At 55.3% G+C, this 15,592-nt stretch carries 14 protein-coding genes; 12 read left to right on the plus strand and 2 right to left on the minus strand.

The features are described from left to right. The first annotated feature begins 1 nt into the window (after position 1). The 5 genes from queE to KTH_RS03365 all read left to right on the plus strand — a co-directional run bounded on the left by queE (position 2) and on the right by KTH_RS03365 (position 4,958). On the plus strand, positions 2–754 hold the full coding sequence (queE, locus tag KTH_RS03345; protein WP_497616434.1) for a 7-carboxy-7-deazaguanine synthase QueE: 753 nt from the start codon (positions 2–4) through the stop codon (positions 752–754). 27 nt (positions 755–781) lie between these two features. Further along, entirely contained in the window at positions 782–1,399 is a 618-nt protein-coding gene (gene folE / locus KTH_RS03350; RefSeq protein ID WP_111323930.1) for a GTP cyclohydrolase I, read from the plus strand. A gap of 95 nt (positions 1,400–1,494) precedes the next feature. Continuing rightward, positions 1,495–2,610 carry an energy-coupling factor transporter transmembrane component T family protein gene (locus tag KTH_RS03355; RefSeq protein WP_497616436.1) on the plus strand — a complete coding sequence of 372 codons (1,116 nt, stop codon included), beginning with the start codon at positions 1,495–1,497 and terminating at the stop codon, positions 2,608–2,610. Between the two features lie 19 nt (positions 2,611–2,629). Then, positions 2,630–4,378, plus strand: coding sequence for an ABC transporter ATP-binding protein (locus KTH_RS03360; RefSeq protein ID WP_497616438.1), 1,749 nt, complete (start codon positions 2,630–2,632; stop codon positions 4,376–4,378). Positions 4,379–4,490: 112 nt separating this feature from the next. After that, the gene (locus KTH_RS03365; protein ID WP_111323927.1) at positions 4,491–4,958 is read left to right on the plus strand and encodes an NUDIX hydrolase; all 468 of its coding nucleotides are present in this window, start codon (positions 4,491–4,493) and stop codon (positions 4,956–4,958) included. On the opposite strand, the gene KTH_RS03370 is transcribed toward KTH_RS03365, so the two are convergent. Continuing rightward, the gene (locus KTH_RS03370) at positions 4,955–5,677 is read right to left on the minus strand and encodes an AlkZ-related protein (RefSeq protein ID WP_497616440.1); all 723 of its coding nucleotides are present in this window, start codon (positions 5,675–5,677) and stop codon (positions 4,955–4,957) included. The genes KTH_RS03365 and KTH_RS03370 overlap by 4 nt on opposite strands. A 100-nt stretch (positions 5,678–5,777) precedes the next feature. Between KTH_RS03370 and KTH_RS03375 the strand changes: the two genes are divergently transcribed. From KTH_RS03375 to KTH_RS03385, 3 genes are all read left to right on the plus strand, one after another. Beyond that, positions 5,778–6,566: an SDR family NAD(P)-dependent oxidoreductase gene (locus tag KTH_RS03375; protein ID WP_174843926.1), complete on the plus strand. Its 789-nt coding sequence runs from the start codon at positions 5,778–5,780 to the stop codon at positions 6,564–6,566. A 17-nt stretch (positions 6,567–6,583) separates the two neighbouring features. Then, positions 6,584–7,588 carry a phosphotransferase enzyme family protein gene (locus KTH_RS03380; protein WP_497616441.1) on the plus strand — a complete coding sequence of 335 codons (1,005 nt, stop codon included), beginning with the start codon at positions 6,584–6,586 and terminating at the stop codon, positions 7,586–7,588. Positions 7,589–7,945: 357 nt separating this feature from the next. After that, complete coding sequence (locus KTH_RS03385; RefSeq protein ID WP_497616442.1) at positions 7,946–9,667, plus strand: S53 family peptidase; 1,722 nt, start codon at positions 7,946–7,948, stop codon at positions 9,665–9,667. A 74-nt stretch (positions 9,668–9,741) separates the two neighbouring features. Here the strand turns inward: KTH_RS03385 and KTH_RS03390 are convergent, their stop codons facing one another. Further along, positions 9,742–10,548 carry an alkaline phosphatase family protein gene (locus tag KTH_RS03390; protein WP_497616444.1) on the minus strand — a complete coding sequence of 269 codons (807 nt, stop codon included), beginning with the start codon at positions 10,546–10,548 and terminating at the stop codon, positions 9,742–9,744. Between the two features lie 232 nt (positions 10,549–10,780). Here KTH_RS03390 and KTH_RS03395 point away from each other — a divergent pair, with 232 nt between their 5' ends. The 4 genes from KTH_RS03395 to KTH_RS03410 all read left to right on the plus strand — a co-directional run bounded on the left by KTH_RS03395 (position 10,781) and on the right by KTH_RS03410 (position 15,486). Continuing rightward, positions 10,781–11,845 carry a LacI family DNA-binding transcriptional regulator gene (locus tag KTH_RS03395; protein WP_497616446.1) on the plus strand — a complete coding sequence of 355 codons (1,065 nt, stop codon included), beginning with the start codon at positions 10,781–10,783 and terminating at the stop codon, positions 11,843–11,845. 152 nt (positions 11,846–11,997) lie between these two features. Continuing rightward, positions 11,998–13,488, plus strand: a complete 1,491-nt coding sequence (locus tag KTH_RS03400) for an ABC transporter substrate-binding protein (protein WP_111323920.1) — start codon at positions 11,998–12,000, stop codon at positions 13,486–13,488. A gap of 98 nt (positions 13,489–13,586) precedes the next feature. Continuing rightward, positions 13,587–14,585, plus strand: coding sequence for a carbohydrate ABC transporter permease (locus tag KTH_RS03405; protein WP_497616448.1), 999 nt, complete (start codon positions 13,587–13,589; stop codon positions 14,583–14,585). A 22-nt stretch (positions 14,586–14,607) separates the two neighbouring features. Then, positions 14,608–15,486, plus strand: a complete 879-nt coding sequence (locus KTH_RS03410) for a carbohydrate ABC transporter permease (protein WP_111323918.1) — start codon at positions 14,608–14,610, stop codon at positions 15,484–15,486. The last annotated feature ends 106 nt before the right edge of the window (positions 15,487–15,592 follow it).

Consider the following 15,592-nt stretch of genomic DNA (forward strand, 5'->3'; position numbering starts at 1 on the left):
TATGAGCGTTGCTGTTAAGCGGGCGGAAAAGACAATAGCCGTCTCCGAGATCTTCGGTCCGACGATTCAGGGAGAGGGCGCACTGATCGGCAAGCCAACCGTGTTTGTGCGTACCGGTGGCTGCGACTATCGGTGCCAGCGCTGCGATACGCTCTATGCGGTGCTGCCCGAGTACAAGGGCGATTGGAAGCCAATGAGCGCCACCGAGATCTTTGCCGAGATTCAACGCCTCTCCAATCAGACGCCGATCCTGGTGACGCTCTCGGGCGGCAATCCTGCCATGCAGCCGCTGGAAGCGCTGATTGATCTCGGCCACGAGGCTGGTTACACTTTTACGATTGAGACGCAGGGGAGTATTGCGCAGCCCTGGTTCGCGAAACTCGACTATCTGACGCTCTCTCCCAAAGCACCGGGGATGGGAAATCCCTGGCCGACGAACTGGGAGCGTCTGGACCGTTGTTTGCAGTATGCGCGTCAGGGCGAGAAGCAACCGGCCATCTGTTTGAAGATAGTCATCTTTGATGAAGTCGATTATGCCTACGCGAAGGAGCTTGCGGCGCGTTACCCCGAGGTTCCGCTGTATTTGCAGGTCGGGAACCATACGCCGCCCCATGTCTCGAATACGATTGACACGGCGGGGCTGCTTGAACGGCTCGACTGGCTGATTCAGCGCGTAACGGAGGATCGATGGTATACCGTTACCGTACTGCCTCAGTTGCATGTGCTGCTCTGGGGGAATAAGCGCGGCGTCTAGACTGTTCTCACGAAAAGAGGTGTAAAGATGGCGCTCTACACGGACGAAGCCCGCGAAAACGGGCAACAGAAGCAGCGGCCTGTGCTGCATGAATCAAAACGCGTTGATTATGGAGCATTGTTGCGCCTGGGTCGCGAGCTGTTGCAGGCGCTTGGTGAAGACCCGGACCGCGAGGGCTTACGCGACACGCCGCGTCGCTGGGCCGATAGCTGGCGTGAATTCATCGAATACGAGCCGGGGGTGACCGACACCTGCTTCTCGTCCGTGTCCACAGATCAGATGGTCTGTGTTTCCGGACTGCGCGTCTATTCCATGTGTGAACACCATCTGATGCCGTTCTGGTGCGATGTAGCAATTGGCTATATCGCTGGCGATCAGGTGCTTGGTCTCTCGAAGTTTGCCCGGATCGCGCATCAGTTTGCGCATCAATTGCAGCTTCAGGAGCGGCTCGGTGAGCAGATAGCCGATGAGGTGAGCCGTATTACCGGTACGCCGGATGTTGCTGTTGTGCTGAAAGGTGAGCATCTCTGCATGGTCTCGCGGGGCATCAGAACTCCCGGCATTATGACATCTTCTGTGATGAGGGGTGTGTTTCGGGCGGAAAGTGAAACGCGTCTTGAATTTCTACGCCTGATTGGCTCTTAGGCCGTTTTTCCCTCCCGGGCTTTCTTCGTTGAAGATTGCCCATTTCATGCTCTATATTGAATAGCTAGAAGCACTGAGTGGTATGAAAAAGAAGTATGTCCTGTAACAGGTTTCAGGGAGAGGAGGATATTCCGTTGAAGAGTAGTCAGGCCAATCAAGACGCGCTTTTTTTGCAGGTCCCGGCGGGGCGACGCTATGTGCGCTCGTTCCTGTTCACACGGCGGATCGGGGCCCCGTTCTCGGAGCTCCATCTATTGACGCGTATCCTGCTGATTCTCTGTCTCTCGCTGGCCCAGTTGCGTGCGATCAACGTTGCGCCCTTCGATCCGGTGGCGGCCTGTTTCTTCTGGGCGTTCTCACTGGTGATATTTCTTGGCGCGGGGATGCCGTGGCGGACGGCGCGGTTCTATATTCTCCTCATTCTGCCTGCGCTCCTCAGTATTTTTCTCTCGTGGACGCTCTTTAACCCGGTGCCTGGCAGACTGACGCTGGTCAATGTGCCTGTCTATTCCGGTCATATCGTGCTTGGCTTCGCGGTCTGGCAGGTCATCTGGCTGGCGATCGCGGGCGGCTATTTTCTCTGGCGGCGCGGCCTGTTTCTGGGGATTGTGCTTGCGATAGCGATCACGCTGCTTGTCACGAATCTCTGGTCGCTGCCTTCATGGCCATTGGTGAGTATCCCGTTTTTCCATCCGCTGGCGCTCTATATCAGCGATCAGGGCCTGCTTTTTGCCTTCGTCAAGGTGATTGGCTATTCGGGCATGATGCTGGCAACTATCGCGCTGGTGACATCCAGCCGTGATGCCGAGCTGATCGGCCTGCTTCGGCAACTGCGCGTTCCACAGCCAGTCGTCTTCTTTGTGAGCACTGTCTTTCGCGCGCTTGACCTCGCATTGACCGACTATCAGACCATCAGGCAGGCACAGGTAGCCCGGGCGATTCATGCCCGACCGAGTAGCTTTATTCGTCTGCTTCGCAATCTGGCAAGTACTGCCGTGCCGATGGTTGCCGTGATGATTCGGCGTTCTAGCGAGATCGGCGATGCTTTGCAGGCGAGAGGCTATGGCATTACCCGGCGCTACGAGCCCTTTTATGAGGTGCAGCCTCTGCGCCCGCTTGATTGGGCCGCTCTGCTTGTCTGTGCGATCCTGCTCTTTTTGACTTTTGGACCCCGCTTGCATCTGACGACATGGCTGCTACAGCTCTTGTAAAGGAAAGGGAAGGAAGAAGATGTCTGTCGCTGTTTCGGTCGCGGGCCTCTGGTGGCGCTATCCGACCTTTAACGAGAAGCCGAATCCCTGGACGCTACGCGATATCTCGCTGACCATCAATGAGGGGGAGTGTTTTGGTATTACCGGGCCCAGTGGCGCGGGCAAAACCACGCTCTGCCGTACGTTGATGGGCATTCTTCCCTATTCGGCCCGTCTGTCCACCGAGCAACTACCTTCATATTTTCGTGGTACTGTCGAGGCGCTTGGAGAGCCGATCACCGAGAAGAGCGCCGGACAGCAGCAGATAGGCATGGTCTTACAGGACCCCGAGAACCAGTTCCTGCGGATGGATCTGTTGCATGAACTGGGCTTTGGCTTGCAGATTCGCAATCTTCCGCAGACCGAAATCGTGCAGCGGGCTCGCGAGGCGCTGGCGAGTGTCGGGCTGGCGCATCTGTGGCCCGGCGCGGCCTATATTCATCCGGCGGACCTCTCAGGCGGCCAGAAGCAACGGGTGGCAATCGCGGCCTTTCTGGCGCTGCGGCCCCGGCTCTTGATCCTTGACGAGCCGACGAGCGACCTCGACCCGGTGGGCAAGCGGGAGGTGGTGGAGACTATCGCCCGGCTGCGACGCGATTATCAGATGACGGTGGTGCTGGTTGAGCAGGATCCCGACATCCTCTCCGCGTTCTGTGATCGGATTGCTCTGCTGCATGAGGGACATCTTGAGCTGGTTGCGCCTCCTGCCAGGTTCTATGCACAGCGTGAGCTTTTGCAGGAGAGTGGCGCGTCCACGGGCGAACTGGTGCGTATCTCCTGGCTGACAGATCGTATGTATCAGGAGCGCCCGCCGCTGACGCTGGCCGAGGCGGAACAGTGTTTCATGCCGCCGCAGCTCGCGCCGAACGTTACGCCTCCAGTGAGCGAAGTACCGGTCCGGGAGCCGGTAATTGAGGCGTCACATGTGAGCTATCGCTATGAGGAGGGCACGCTTGCGCTGAAAGACGTTTCGGTGTCGTTGCATCGAGGGGAGATGCTGGCGCTTCTGGGGCCGAACGGCAGCGGGAAGACAACCTTCGCGAAGATCCTTGCCGGGATCTATCGACATAGCGGGGGAACGGTGCGGGTGCTCGGGCAGGATCTGACACGTAAACGTGTACGTAAACGGATCCCGCTTTCTGTAGGCTATGTCTTCCAGAACCCGGATCATCAATTGTTCTGCCGCAAGGTACGCGATGAGGTAGCCTATGGCCTGAAGAATCTGGGTGTGCCGCTGGCAGAGCGCCGCCGACGCGTTGAGGCCACCCTTGAAGCCGTGAACTTGACTCAGTATGCGGATGAAGACCCGCTGTTTTTGAGCAAGGGCCAGCGGCAACGGCTGGCAGTGGCAGCGGTGCTTGCGATGGGTCCGGATATTCTGATTGTCGATGAGCCAACGACCGGGCAGGATTTCCGCTCGATCAATGGAATCATGCAACTGCTGTGCGAGCTTCAGCAGCAGGGCAAGACGATTCTGCTGATTACGCATGATATGACACTCGTTGCGGAATACTGTCAGCGGGTGGTGGCGTTTCGTGATGGCTCGCTGGTCTTCACCGGCACGCCCACAACGTTGTTCAGCACGCCCGAACTCTTACAGCGCACGGGCTTACAGCCGCCGCAAGCGGCTGCGCTGGCGAACCGGTTCCGCCAGACACTGCCCGACCTGTCGCCACTGATTACGGTGCGCCAGTGGGTCGAGGCCCTTAAGATCAGCAGTCCCGCCTGAAAGCGCTCGCCCATCGGGCGCTTTTTTCTGCCTCCTGTTGACTGCCAGATGCTGTTGAGATAGAATAAGCCTCCCCCTTCGTTTCTACACAAAAAGGAGTAAGACCTTGACCATGATTTCTTTTGACCACGGCAAGACCCGCTTTCATTGCCGTGTGGGAGGCGTTGCCCTGCACAACGGGCGCGTGTTGCTGAACCGCTTTGAGGATGCCGATTTCTGGTTTCTGCCTGGAGGCCGCGCCGAATTTGACGAGACCTCGCACGAGAGCCTCATCCGTGAGATGCGCGAAGAACTCAACGAGCAGGCGTCCATTGAACGGCTGCTCTGGATCGCCGAGAACTTCTTTCAGGATGGGGAGCGCACGTTTCAGGAGCTCGGGCTGTATTTCTTGATCTCGTTTCCCTCCTCGTCCTCTGTCTATCAGCAGGAAGCGTTTCTCGGGTATGAGAAAGACGTGCATCTGATCTATCGCTGGTTCCCTCTGGATCAGGTCCCCGCGCTCAATCTCAAGCCCGATTTTCTGCGCAAGACACTGCTGGAACTGCCTGAAGCGCCGGTCCACCTGATCGTGCGTGACTAGGAGCGCCAGAGGAAAAGCCGCTGTTCGAGCGCGTCATCCGGTTGAATGCCACAGACAGAGAGGCGTTCGCGGATGCGCTCCCGGGCGGCCTCGGGCTCGATCTGTTTCGCCTGTTCAAAGGCGGAGGGCCAGTATCGTTCTGCCAGATCCCAGATGTACGAATAGGTGCCACGGGTGCGACCGGTCAGATCAACCTTGCAGATCAGGAAGCGCCGCTGTAGCTCCAGCAAAGCCCGCTCGGTGACTGTCTTCATGCTCTTCTCATTGAGTCGAAGTCCGCGCCGCAGGTCGCGTGTGGGCTGAACAGGATTCTCGCTCAGATATTCATAGATGTCGCGCGCCTGCCGCGAGAGCCGCCCATCCAGATAGAGCCGAAACGGGTCGCGCTCGCCTTCTCCGAGGGCCGCGATAAAGTCGGGAAGAAAGTCCGGTGCAAGGAAGCTTGGTTGTCCCGCGATGAGCTTTGCATAGTAGAGCCGCTGTTCAAAGTGGAGGTCATCTTTCCATGTCCAGGTGCGATCAAGCACGCTCCACGCTGTTTCCCCCATATGGTCGGCCAGGTTAGGGAAGTCCAGCCGGGGAATCGGGCCCCAGGTACAGAAACCAAGTGTATTCACCAGTGCAACAGCGTCATCAGGTGAGGTGATCGGTCGAGGAAAAAGTGTGCGCCAGTCTGCCATCTTGACCCCCTGTTTCTCGTTCTCTTTACGCTTCAGCATACCAGAAAACATTTGTTCCAGTCAAGAACACAGGACGTTTCGGCGTATCCTCCCGACTGTGATAATCGTGAGAAAGGTAAACGAGCGAATACTGTTGTTTATGAGAAAGGGAATCGTCGTGGGTTTATTAGATCAGAAAGTAGCGCTGGTGACAGGATCAAGTAGCGGTATCGGGAAAGCGATCGTACAGGAGTTTGCCCACGAGGGCGCGTCTGTGGTGGTGCATTACGGGCACAACCGGGAGGCCGCTGAGCAGGTCAAGCAGGAGATCGAAAGTAACAACGGGCATTGTCTGCTGTTGCAGGCTGATCTTAGCGACCCACAGCAGGCGGTCCAACTGGTGAAGCAAACGGTCGAGCATTATGGCACACTGGACATTCTGGTGAACAATGCCGGAATGGAAGAACACGGAACGATTCTGGACGTGACGGAAGAGCAGTTTGAGCGGGTGCTGAGTGTCAACCTCAAGGGGCCGTTTTTTTGTGCGCAGACGGCGGCGCAGGAGATGGTCAAGCGCAAGGTCGCGGGCCGCATCATCAATATCTCATCTGTGCATGAAGATATTCCAATGCCGGGAAATATGGCCTATTGCTGCGCGAAAGGTGGCCTGCGAATGATGATGCGTAATGCCTGCCTTGAACTTGCTCCCTACAACATCACCATCAATAATATCGCGCCGGGAGCCATTCGGACGCCAATCAATGAGAAGACAATGAATGATCCCAATCTGTACAATCAGTTGATCTCAGAAATTCCACTCAAGCGTATGGGTGAGCCGGATGAGGTTGCGAAGCTGGCGCTGTATCTGGCCTCGGATGCTTCCGCTTATGTCACCGGATCGACGTTCTTTATTGATGGTGGCCTGACGCGCTACACGAAGGGACTCTAGCAGCCCGAGGAGGACGTATGCAAGCACACATTCTACGTAACCTGGCGTTGCACCTCCTGGAACACTATGATATCGCGCTCGGGCATCTGGAGCCGCTTGCGGACTATGTGTCTGAACAGCGCTGTATCTACAGGGTTGTCTCGAAAGAGGGCGAGAGCTATATGTTGCGAGCTCTCAAGGGGAACGTGCGAAAGGCGCTTCAGGCCGAGGCGGCGGTGCTGGAATACCTTGACAGACGGGCGTTCCCAGCGCCTCATGTGCTGCTGACGAGGGCCAATGAGCCGGTTTCCTCTCATGGCGGCTGGCACGGCCTGCTGTTGACCTGGATTGATGGAAACATGGCCGACTTCTCAGAACAGACGTTGTTGCGGCTTGGTACCCTGCTTGCCCGGCTTCACACGCTCTCACAGCGCGTCGAAACTGAGTCAGATGGGGCGCTTCTGCCCGATTCGCGGCTACGCTCGACCCAGTTCCCACAACGTATTCTAAATCAGGTGGAACAGGAGCTAGCGAGCATGCCGCAAGAGATTCGCCCGTTCTATGGCGAACTGCTGGCCTCGGTACGCCGTATTCAGCATGCCTCGCCAGAGCTCCCCGTGACGCTGATTCATGGCGAGTGCTGGCCGCATACCGCGCTGTTACAGGGGCGGGGCGAGCCCGTCCTGATCGATTGGAAGGGTGCGGGGCTGGCTCCTGCGGTGCTGGATGTCGGCTATCTGCTGCTTGCGGCCCATTTCGGCAAGCCACAGCTTCCGGTGATGCAGCCCGATCCCGGCAAAATCACGGCCATTGTGCGTGGCTACTGTCAGGAGCGACGGCTGCTGGATAGTGAGCTGCATGTCCTGCCCGATGCCATCCGCCTTGATATCGCTCAACAGGCTGTACAGCCCGAACTCCGCTTAACGCTGTTCGGGAACTGGCGCGAGAATATCACTCTGCAAAAGTTGCTGGCGCGGTTTGAGGCCAGTGCTGAGATCGCGCGGATCGCGCAGGAACAATTTGCCACAGGATCGGTCGTCTGAAGCCCTGGCGCTTGCCGGGGCCCTCTTTTTTATCCGCTGTCGGATACTTCATAGTTGAGCTGTTAGTTAGTTAACAGCACCTCATAACGATAACCATCTATATTACTTTTTGGTGAGAGCAGATACCTGTCACCCTCGTCAACCATTAGGGCATATGATCGGGAAGATTTTTTGCATAGTTTGGTACATGTAGATCTATAAAGCAAAAGACAAATGGAGAAGAAGCTGTAGCCGTATACTGGCTGCTGAGAGACGACATATTCCAGTTGGTTGCCTGAGATGGCGAAAAAGAAGACTTCCCGAATGTTTTGAGGATATGTCGATGTGTCGTCTAGAATCAAGGAGGATATTCCAGGAATGTCGTTGAAAGGACGATGGTACCGCTGGACGTTGTACACGCTTCTGGCGGTATTTGCTGCCTTACCGCTTGCCGCATGCGGTGATGGCGGAACACAAGCGCAGAACCCGAACCCGACCCCGAACCCTGCGTATCAGCGGGTGCCCTATGATGTTGGTCTACCCCCTGAGGCCAAGAACGCGCCGAAAGTGGGTGATCTCCCCGGCGATACAATGCTGAATCTGAATATTACCTTTAAGACAGATGATAAAGTGCTGGAACAGCTTGGCGGGGATAAAGCGAAGGATGGGGAGGAAATTGACCTCTCGAAGAAAGCGAACGAGATCGGGATTACCGATCAGGAGTATGAGCAGCTCAAGCAGTTCTTTGGTGTCGATGATGCAAAGCTTGAACTGGGTAAGCTGCATACGAACCTGAAAATGCAGGCGAAGGCCGCCGCAGTGGCGAACCTGCTGCAAACAAAGTTTGTCTATAAAGAGCTGAAGGGGCGCAAGTTCTTCGCTCCCGAAAAAGATCCGATGGTGCCGAAGTTTGTTTCCGATAAGATCGTTGCCATCACCGGTCTGGAATCTTATAGTAAAGCTCCCAAGCAATCAGCGACCTTCCAGCCGCTGACGCCAAAGAGCACCAAAGTGGCTGATTGTAATGTGCCATCGTCTAAGCTGCTGGTTCCCGAGCAGGTGAAAGCGGCTTATGGCTTTGATCCCAAGTGGACGGGCAAGGGAACGATCATCTACCTGCCTGAGTTTGAGCTGTATGATAAGGCGGGCGTGCAGAACTACCTGGACTGCGTGGGCTACAAGGGGAAGTTCTCCACAATCGATGTAGGTCAGCCGCCAACCGAGGTCGGTCTGGAAGCGACGCTTGATATTGAGATGGCTGCCGGTCTGGCTCCCGAGGCTGATATAGTCGTCTATCAGACCGAGAATAGCGGCTATGCAATGGAAAACGTGTTTCAGCAGATTATCGAGGATGCAGCCAAAACGAACAAGCAGCCGCAGATGCTCTCGTTGAGTTGGGGTCTTGCCGAAACCAATGCTTCTCGCAGTCAGGCAAAAGCGATTGCGCAGCAAATCAAGCTGTTGAGCACCACGCACCATATGTCGGTCTTTGTCGCGAGTGGTGACTGTGGCGCGTTCGATGGTGGCGTCTATGGCAATCTGGAAGTGGACTTCCCGGCCTCGACTCCGTATGCGCTTGGTGTTGGCGGCACACAGCTTACCGTCGATGGCAAGGGACAGCGTATGAATGAGGTTGTCTGGGGCAATCCATCCCCCGATAAGGCGGAGTGTAAGAACGATTGGGGTTCCGGTGGCGGTGTGAGCACGGTCTTCGAGCAGCCGAGCTGGCAGAAGGGCGACGGCGTGCAGAACAAGTATTCCAATGGTGGCCGTCAGCTTCCTGATATTGCTGCGGTTGCCGATATGCTGGCCGTCTACTACGAAGGTCAGTGGGGTGGCATTGGCGGTACCAGCGCTGCCACGCCGATCTGGGCTGCCGCCTTCGCGACTGTCAATCAGGCGTTGGTCGCGAATACTGGCTACTTCTTCTTCGGACCGCGAACCTTTTATGCGGTTGCAGGTGACAACGCCTATCATGATGTCGTAGAAGGCGACAACCAGTATTATGAGGCTGCCCAGGGTTGGGACTATGGAACCGGCATGGGAACGCCTGATCTGGAAAAGCTCTACACGGCGCTTGAGAAGCAGGCAAAATCGTAGTACGATTGGTAATACCACAAAGGACGGTGTAGCTCAGAGCGGGCTACACCGTTTCTTTTTTCATTACAGAAAAATTACGCGAACAGGTTGGCAGGTACCTTGCCATCCCACTCGGTGGGTGCTTCCAGACCAAGTGCCTGAGCGATGATAGGAGAGGTATCACGCAGGTGCATTGGCTCGGTGATCTCACCCGTGCGGATACCGGGGCCGTGGAAGACAAGGAAGGCATTGGTGTCGCTCGGAATATCGCGGCCATGATCGGTCCCATGTCCGCCGTGGTCAGAGGCCAGAATAATCAGGCTCTCGTCCCAGATGCCAGCTTCCTTCATTGCATCGAGCATCACGCCTACACGTCGATCGATATCCTCAAATGTGTTGTAGAAGTGCTCGCTCTGCCAGCCATAGGAGTGGCCTGAGACGTCAATGTCATCCATCTGGACAAAGGTGAACGTTGTCGCTTTGCCATGCTCCTTGATGTATGCGGCAACTTTCAGGTAGAGCTCCTCCATGCTATACTGTGCGAAATAGACATCGAGCGATTGTTCGATGAGCCCGTAGTTGATAGGAGTCCAGTTAACCAGAGATGCCAGCTTTGTGTTCGGCTGCGCTGCGCGAATCACTTTGAAGATAGAGGGATAGGGCGAGTCTTCCGGATATGGTTTGTCGTTAATATTCTCGTTGTTGACCTGATGCTTGTCATAGCCGACGCCGTGCAGGATTGAGCCCCACCCCTGGGCACTGATGGCGGGGCTGATATAGGCGTGATAGCTGACCGCGCTCTCCTCAATCAGGCTTTTCATTCTGGGGGCGTTTGCCTGCTGAATGAAGTTCCCGGCTCCGTCCAGACCGAGAAGAAAGACGTGTTTGCATTTCGCTGCCATGTGCTTTTCTCCCTTTCATTGGTGTTTCTGGCGCTCTCACGTTGAGCACGAACGAATTTGACGGTTTCTCATCGCGTTCTTAAAATTCGTGATGGAATCACTTGACATGGGACCGGTTTCATTATATCATTTTTAGTGGGACCGGTACCATAGTACTCTGTTCTTAGTATTTTTTTCAGGTGTCAGGGGTGGAATCCTGGATAGAGGGGAAGATAAAAAAGGACGCATGCGCATGAAAGCGAAACTGACGATCCGCGATATTGCTCGTCTGGCAGGGGTTTCTAAATCGACCGTCTCACGTGTCCTGAATCAGAGTGAGAAGGTTGACCCGGCAACCCGAGCGCGGGTACAACAGGTGATGGAGGAACAGGGATATGTACCTAGCATTGCTGCGACCGGGCTTGCAGGGGGGCGCAATCGCCTGATAGGTATTACGCTGCCGTCGTTGGCCTGGCCGATCAGTCTCGAAGTCATTCGTGGTATTGCAGATGTGGTGGAAGAGTCGCCCTATGAAATCATTCTCTACGGAGGTTCCGACAAGGAAAAAGACCCACGGCAGGTGTTGGAGCGCGTGCTTGCAACGCATCTCGCCGATGGCCTGCTGACGCTTTTACACACACAAATGCCACAAAAGATGTTTGAGCTGTACGAGCAAGGGTTCCCGGTCGTCTTGATAAACACAACTGCAATGCGGGTCAACATCCCCTGGGTGGGCATCGACAATGTAGCTGCTGCCCGTACCGCAACCCGTCATCTGCTGGAGCTAGGGCATCGGCGTATTGCCTGTGTTCTGGGCGCAATGCCGTTCGGTTGTATTGAGGACCGATACAACGGCTACTGCCAGGCGCTTGCAGAGGTGGGGCTGACCCCAGATCCCGAGCTGGTTGTCTCCGGTGCTTTTAATGAGGCCGGAGGGGCCGAATGTGCTCGCAAGCTCTTTGCCCTGAAAGAGCGACCAAGCGCCGTTTTCGTAAACAAGGACTCGATGGCCTATGGTTTTATCGAGGAGGCGCTACGGCTTGGCTGGCGGGTTCCAGATGATATTGCGGTTGTTGGCTTTGATGATGTTTCACCTCAGAATGAAGCGCCAGTAGCATTGACAACCATCAATCAGCCATTTGCCCGGATGGGAGCCCGAGGGACCGAGCTTCTACTGGCCCTGATCGAGGAGAAATATCGTGCACTGAAGCAGGGAGGAGAACGAGGGCTGCCTGTTCAGGATATCACTGCCTGGCAGGTGCTGTTACCGACACAACTGGTTGTACGCGAATCGTGTGGGGCGCGTCGGCAGTCGTAGAAGGAGACTATCCTGTTTTTCCTGTTGCGGTGAGTACAGATTCTTGAGCTGTTGACCGGTCTACTGTCCCGGAGACCTGTTCAATAGCGCTATCTATTATTTATTCTTTAACTGCTACACATCGACGTGTAGATACGAAGGAGTTTCACCTGATGAGCCAGTTTCAATTTGAAAACAAACGTTTCAACCGACGTAATTTTATGCAGGCTGCTGGCGCGACAGTGGGCGCTGCAAGCCTCGGTGGATTACTGGCGGCGTGTGGTGGCGGTGGCGCAGGTGCTTCTGATCAAGTGACGGTTACTTTCTGGGACTGGTGGGTTACTCAGGCTCCCTGGGTTGACAACGAAATCAAGCTCTTTGAAAAGGCCCACCCAAAAATCAAGATCAAGAAAACGACTCAGGCAACAGCTCAATATGAGAACCTCCTGAATCTTGCCGCGAAGAATGGAAACCTCCCCGATGTCTTCGGTTTGAAAACCGGTACCACGAAATACCCCGACATGGTTAAGAAGGGCTGGCTGCTTCCTCTCGACAAGTGGGCCGATGACAAATGGCGCAAGCGCTTCCCCGAGGGCTATTTCCGCGAGGGTGGCAACATCCAGCAGGGCAAATTGTATTCTGCTCCTCTGATGGGACCGGCGCCCTGGGTTCAGCTCTATGTGCATAACAGCATTTTCAAAGATGCTGGCCTGACCAACCCCGATGGTTCGGTGAAGCTGCCCAAAACCTGGGACGATGTGACGCATGCTGCAGAGGCGATTGTCAAGAAGAGCGGTGGTAAGGTCTACGGTCTTGGCTTCGGGAACAACGGCTTTGACTTCATTCCCTGGTGGGCCGATGTCTTCCTGTATGGCGCGGGCTCCCCGGGTGCAAGCAACGGCCTGGATTACCGCACCGGCAAGTACGTCTATAGCTCCGACCGCAACTATGAGGACTTCCTGAGCCTCTTCCTTGAGTGGAAGAAGCGCGGCTACATCTACCCGAGCTCTCTGAGTATCTCCGACGAGATCTCCCGTGTGCATTTCACGCAGGGCAAGTTCGGTATGATTGTCGGCGGCGTCTGGAACCAGGGCGGTTGGGACAAGCAGAAGTTCACCGACTACTCCCTGACAACGCTTATCTCGCCGACTGAGACACCGAAGGGCTATTTCTATCATACTCCTGGCAATATTGATGACAGCATCCAGATCAGTATCTCGAACAAGACCAAGCATCCCGACGAAGCCTGGGCCTGGTTTGAGTGGATCTACAGCCCCGAGGCCGGTCAGCGCTGGGTTGAGATGCGCGAGGGTGTCTCGATTTACCCCGAGAACAACAAGAAAGAGAACGTCAAAGATCCACGCTTTGGCCAGTTCATTGAACTCACCAAACTCACCATCCCTGGTCCGAACCCGTCTGTCCGCAATCCGGCCTGTTCATCAGTAACGATGGACCCGGTGAAGCCGAACTTTGGTGAGACCTGTACCGGCCTCTATACCGGTCAGCTTGGTAATGTCAAAACCGCCCTCTCGGAGCTTGAGGACAAGATGAATCAGGAGTTCGCGAAGGCAATCAAACGCGCTCAGGATCAGGGCCTCAAGGTCAGCGAAAAGGACTATGTCTTCTCAGATTGGGATATCACAAAACCATACTACATGAAGTAGTAGCGCGTTTGTGAGATATGCTGTTCGGTACGCCTGCCCAGCTCTTCGGGCAGCGTACCACCTCGATATGAGAGAGAGGACATTGAAATACTATGGGCATGGCTAGCATTATGGCAAAGCAGAAGGAGCAACGCAAACACCGGGCAAAAGCGGAAGGCAGTCTCTGGCACAAGATTCGCTCAAATCCCTGGTCCTATGTCTATGTTGCGCCGATGTTCATTCTGCTGATGGTCTTCAGCGTCTATCCGATTATCGCGTCAATCATCTACACATTCTATCGCTGGAATGGGATTGGTGACCCCTCCGACTTTGTAGGGCTTGAGAACTTCCAGAAGGTTATTACTGATCCCCTGTTCTGGCAGGCGTTTCGCAACACCTTCATCTACATGCTGGTGCTGGTCCCGATTCAGTTGACGATTGCGCTGGCGCTGGCGCTCGTGTTGAATAATCCGAAACTCCGTTTCTCGACGGTCTATCGTGCGCTGTTTTTTATCCCGGCGGTCACCTCTCCGGCCATTATCGGTGTAGTGATGCAGTTGCTGGTCAGTAACGGCGGCGGCATGTTCAGTCAATGGCTGGTTGAGCACCATATCACGAAAGAGCCGATTGACTGGCTTGGTGATCCGCATTTTGCCCTCTGGATCGTGATTATTGTCGGTATCTGGAATACGCTTGGCTATAACCTGGTGTACTTCCTGGCTGGTTTGCAGACGATCCCGACAGAACTATATGAGGCGGCGCGTATCGATGGCGCGAATAGCGTGAACCGCTTCCTCTATGTGACGGTTCCGCAGTTGCGCTCGGTTGGTCTGGTTATTCTCTTTATGGCGATTCTGGGAAGCTTGCAGGTCTTCGATATGGTACAGGTGCTGACCGGTGGCGGCCCGTTCTATGCGACCGAGGTAGTGAGTACCTATATCTATCGTCTGGCCTTTGGCGGCGGTCTCTCGGTGGGTATGTCGGTACAGCCGAATGTTGGCTTTGCTTCGGCGGCCTCGTTCTTCTACGGCGTTATCCTGATGGGTCTGACGCTGATTCAGATGGCTTCGATCGGTTCGATTGCCAAAAAGCGTGAAGCGGCTCGACAGGAAGCATAAAGAGAAAGGGTGAAGCAAGAGTATGGCTGTATCTGTCTCGACCTCTCGCATGAGCGGGGCGAAGAAGGCAAAAATTTCAAGGACAATCAATGCGATCATCACGCATGCAGTGCTGATTATTAGCGGTCTGGTCTGGATCTACCCATTTATCTGGACGGTCGCGAACTCGCTGAAGACGCCTGAAGATTTTATCAGCAATAGCCTGAACCTGATCCCATCAAGTCCCCAGTGGTCAAACTACACTCAGGCCTGGGAGGAGGCTTCGTTTGGTCAGTTCTTCATGAACACGGCCATTATTACGATAACGAGTGTCTTCTTTACCGTGATTATTACCGCAATGGCGGGCTTTGTGCTGGCGCGAACGTCCTTCCCGGGCAAGAAGCTCATCCTGGGAATCATCGCTGTGACGTTCTTCCTGCCGCATGGCTATACTATCATCCCGATTTTTGATGTGGTCCAGCGTCTGGGGCTGCTGAACACATTGACCGGCATCATTCTGGTGCAGACGGCTGGTGGTATGATCTTCAACACCTTTCTGTTTATGGGCTACTTCTCGACGCTTGACCGCGAGCTCGAATATGCTGCCCGGGTCGATGGGGCAAACTTCCATCAGCTCTTCTGGCGAGTCATGTTTCCGCTGGCGCGTCCAATGATCGCGACGGTTGGCCTCTTTGCCTTCGTGAGCTCCTGGAATAGCTTCCTGATTCCGCTGGTCTTTACGCTTGGTGTTCCCGAGTTGCGCACGCTGGCGGTTGGCCTCTACGCCTTCATCGGTGAGGCCTCGACGGACTGGACGCTGCTGTGTGCGGCTTCGGTGATCGCTTTGCTTCCGATCATTCTGGTCTTTGTTGTGGCGCAGAAACAGATTATTAATGCGGTGGCCGGTGCGGTAAAGTCGTAGTGGCTGTTTGGGAGGAAGAAAGAGGGCGTCGGGCTGCTCCTCTTCCTCTCAAGCTGCGTCTTCCCCTCTCCCTTCCTCCGGGAAAAAGCAAACGTCTGGTCGTCCA

It is taken from the genome of Thermosporothrix sp. COM3 (genome assembly GCF_059696735.1).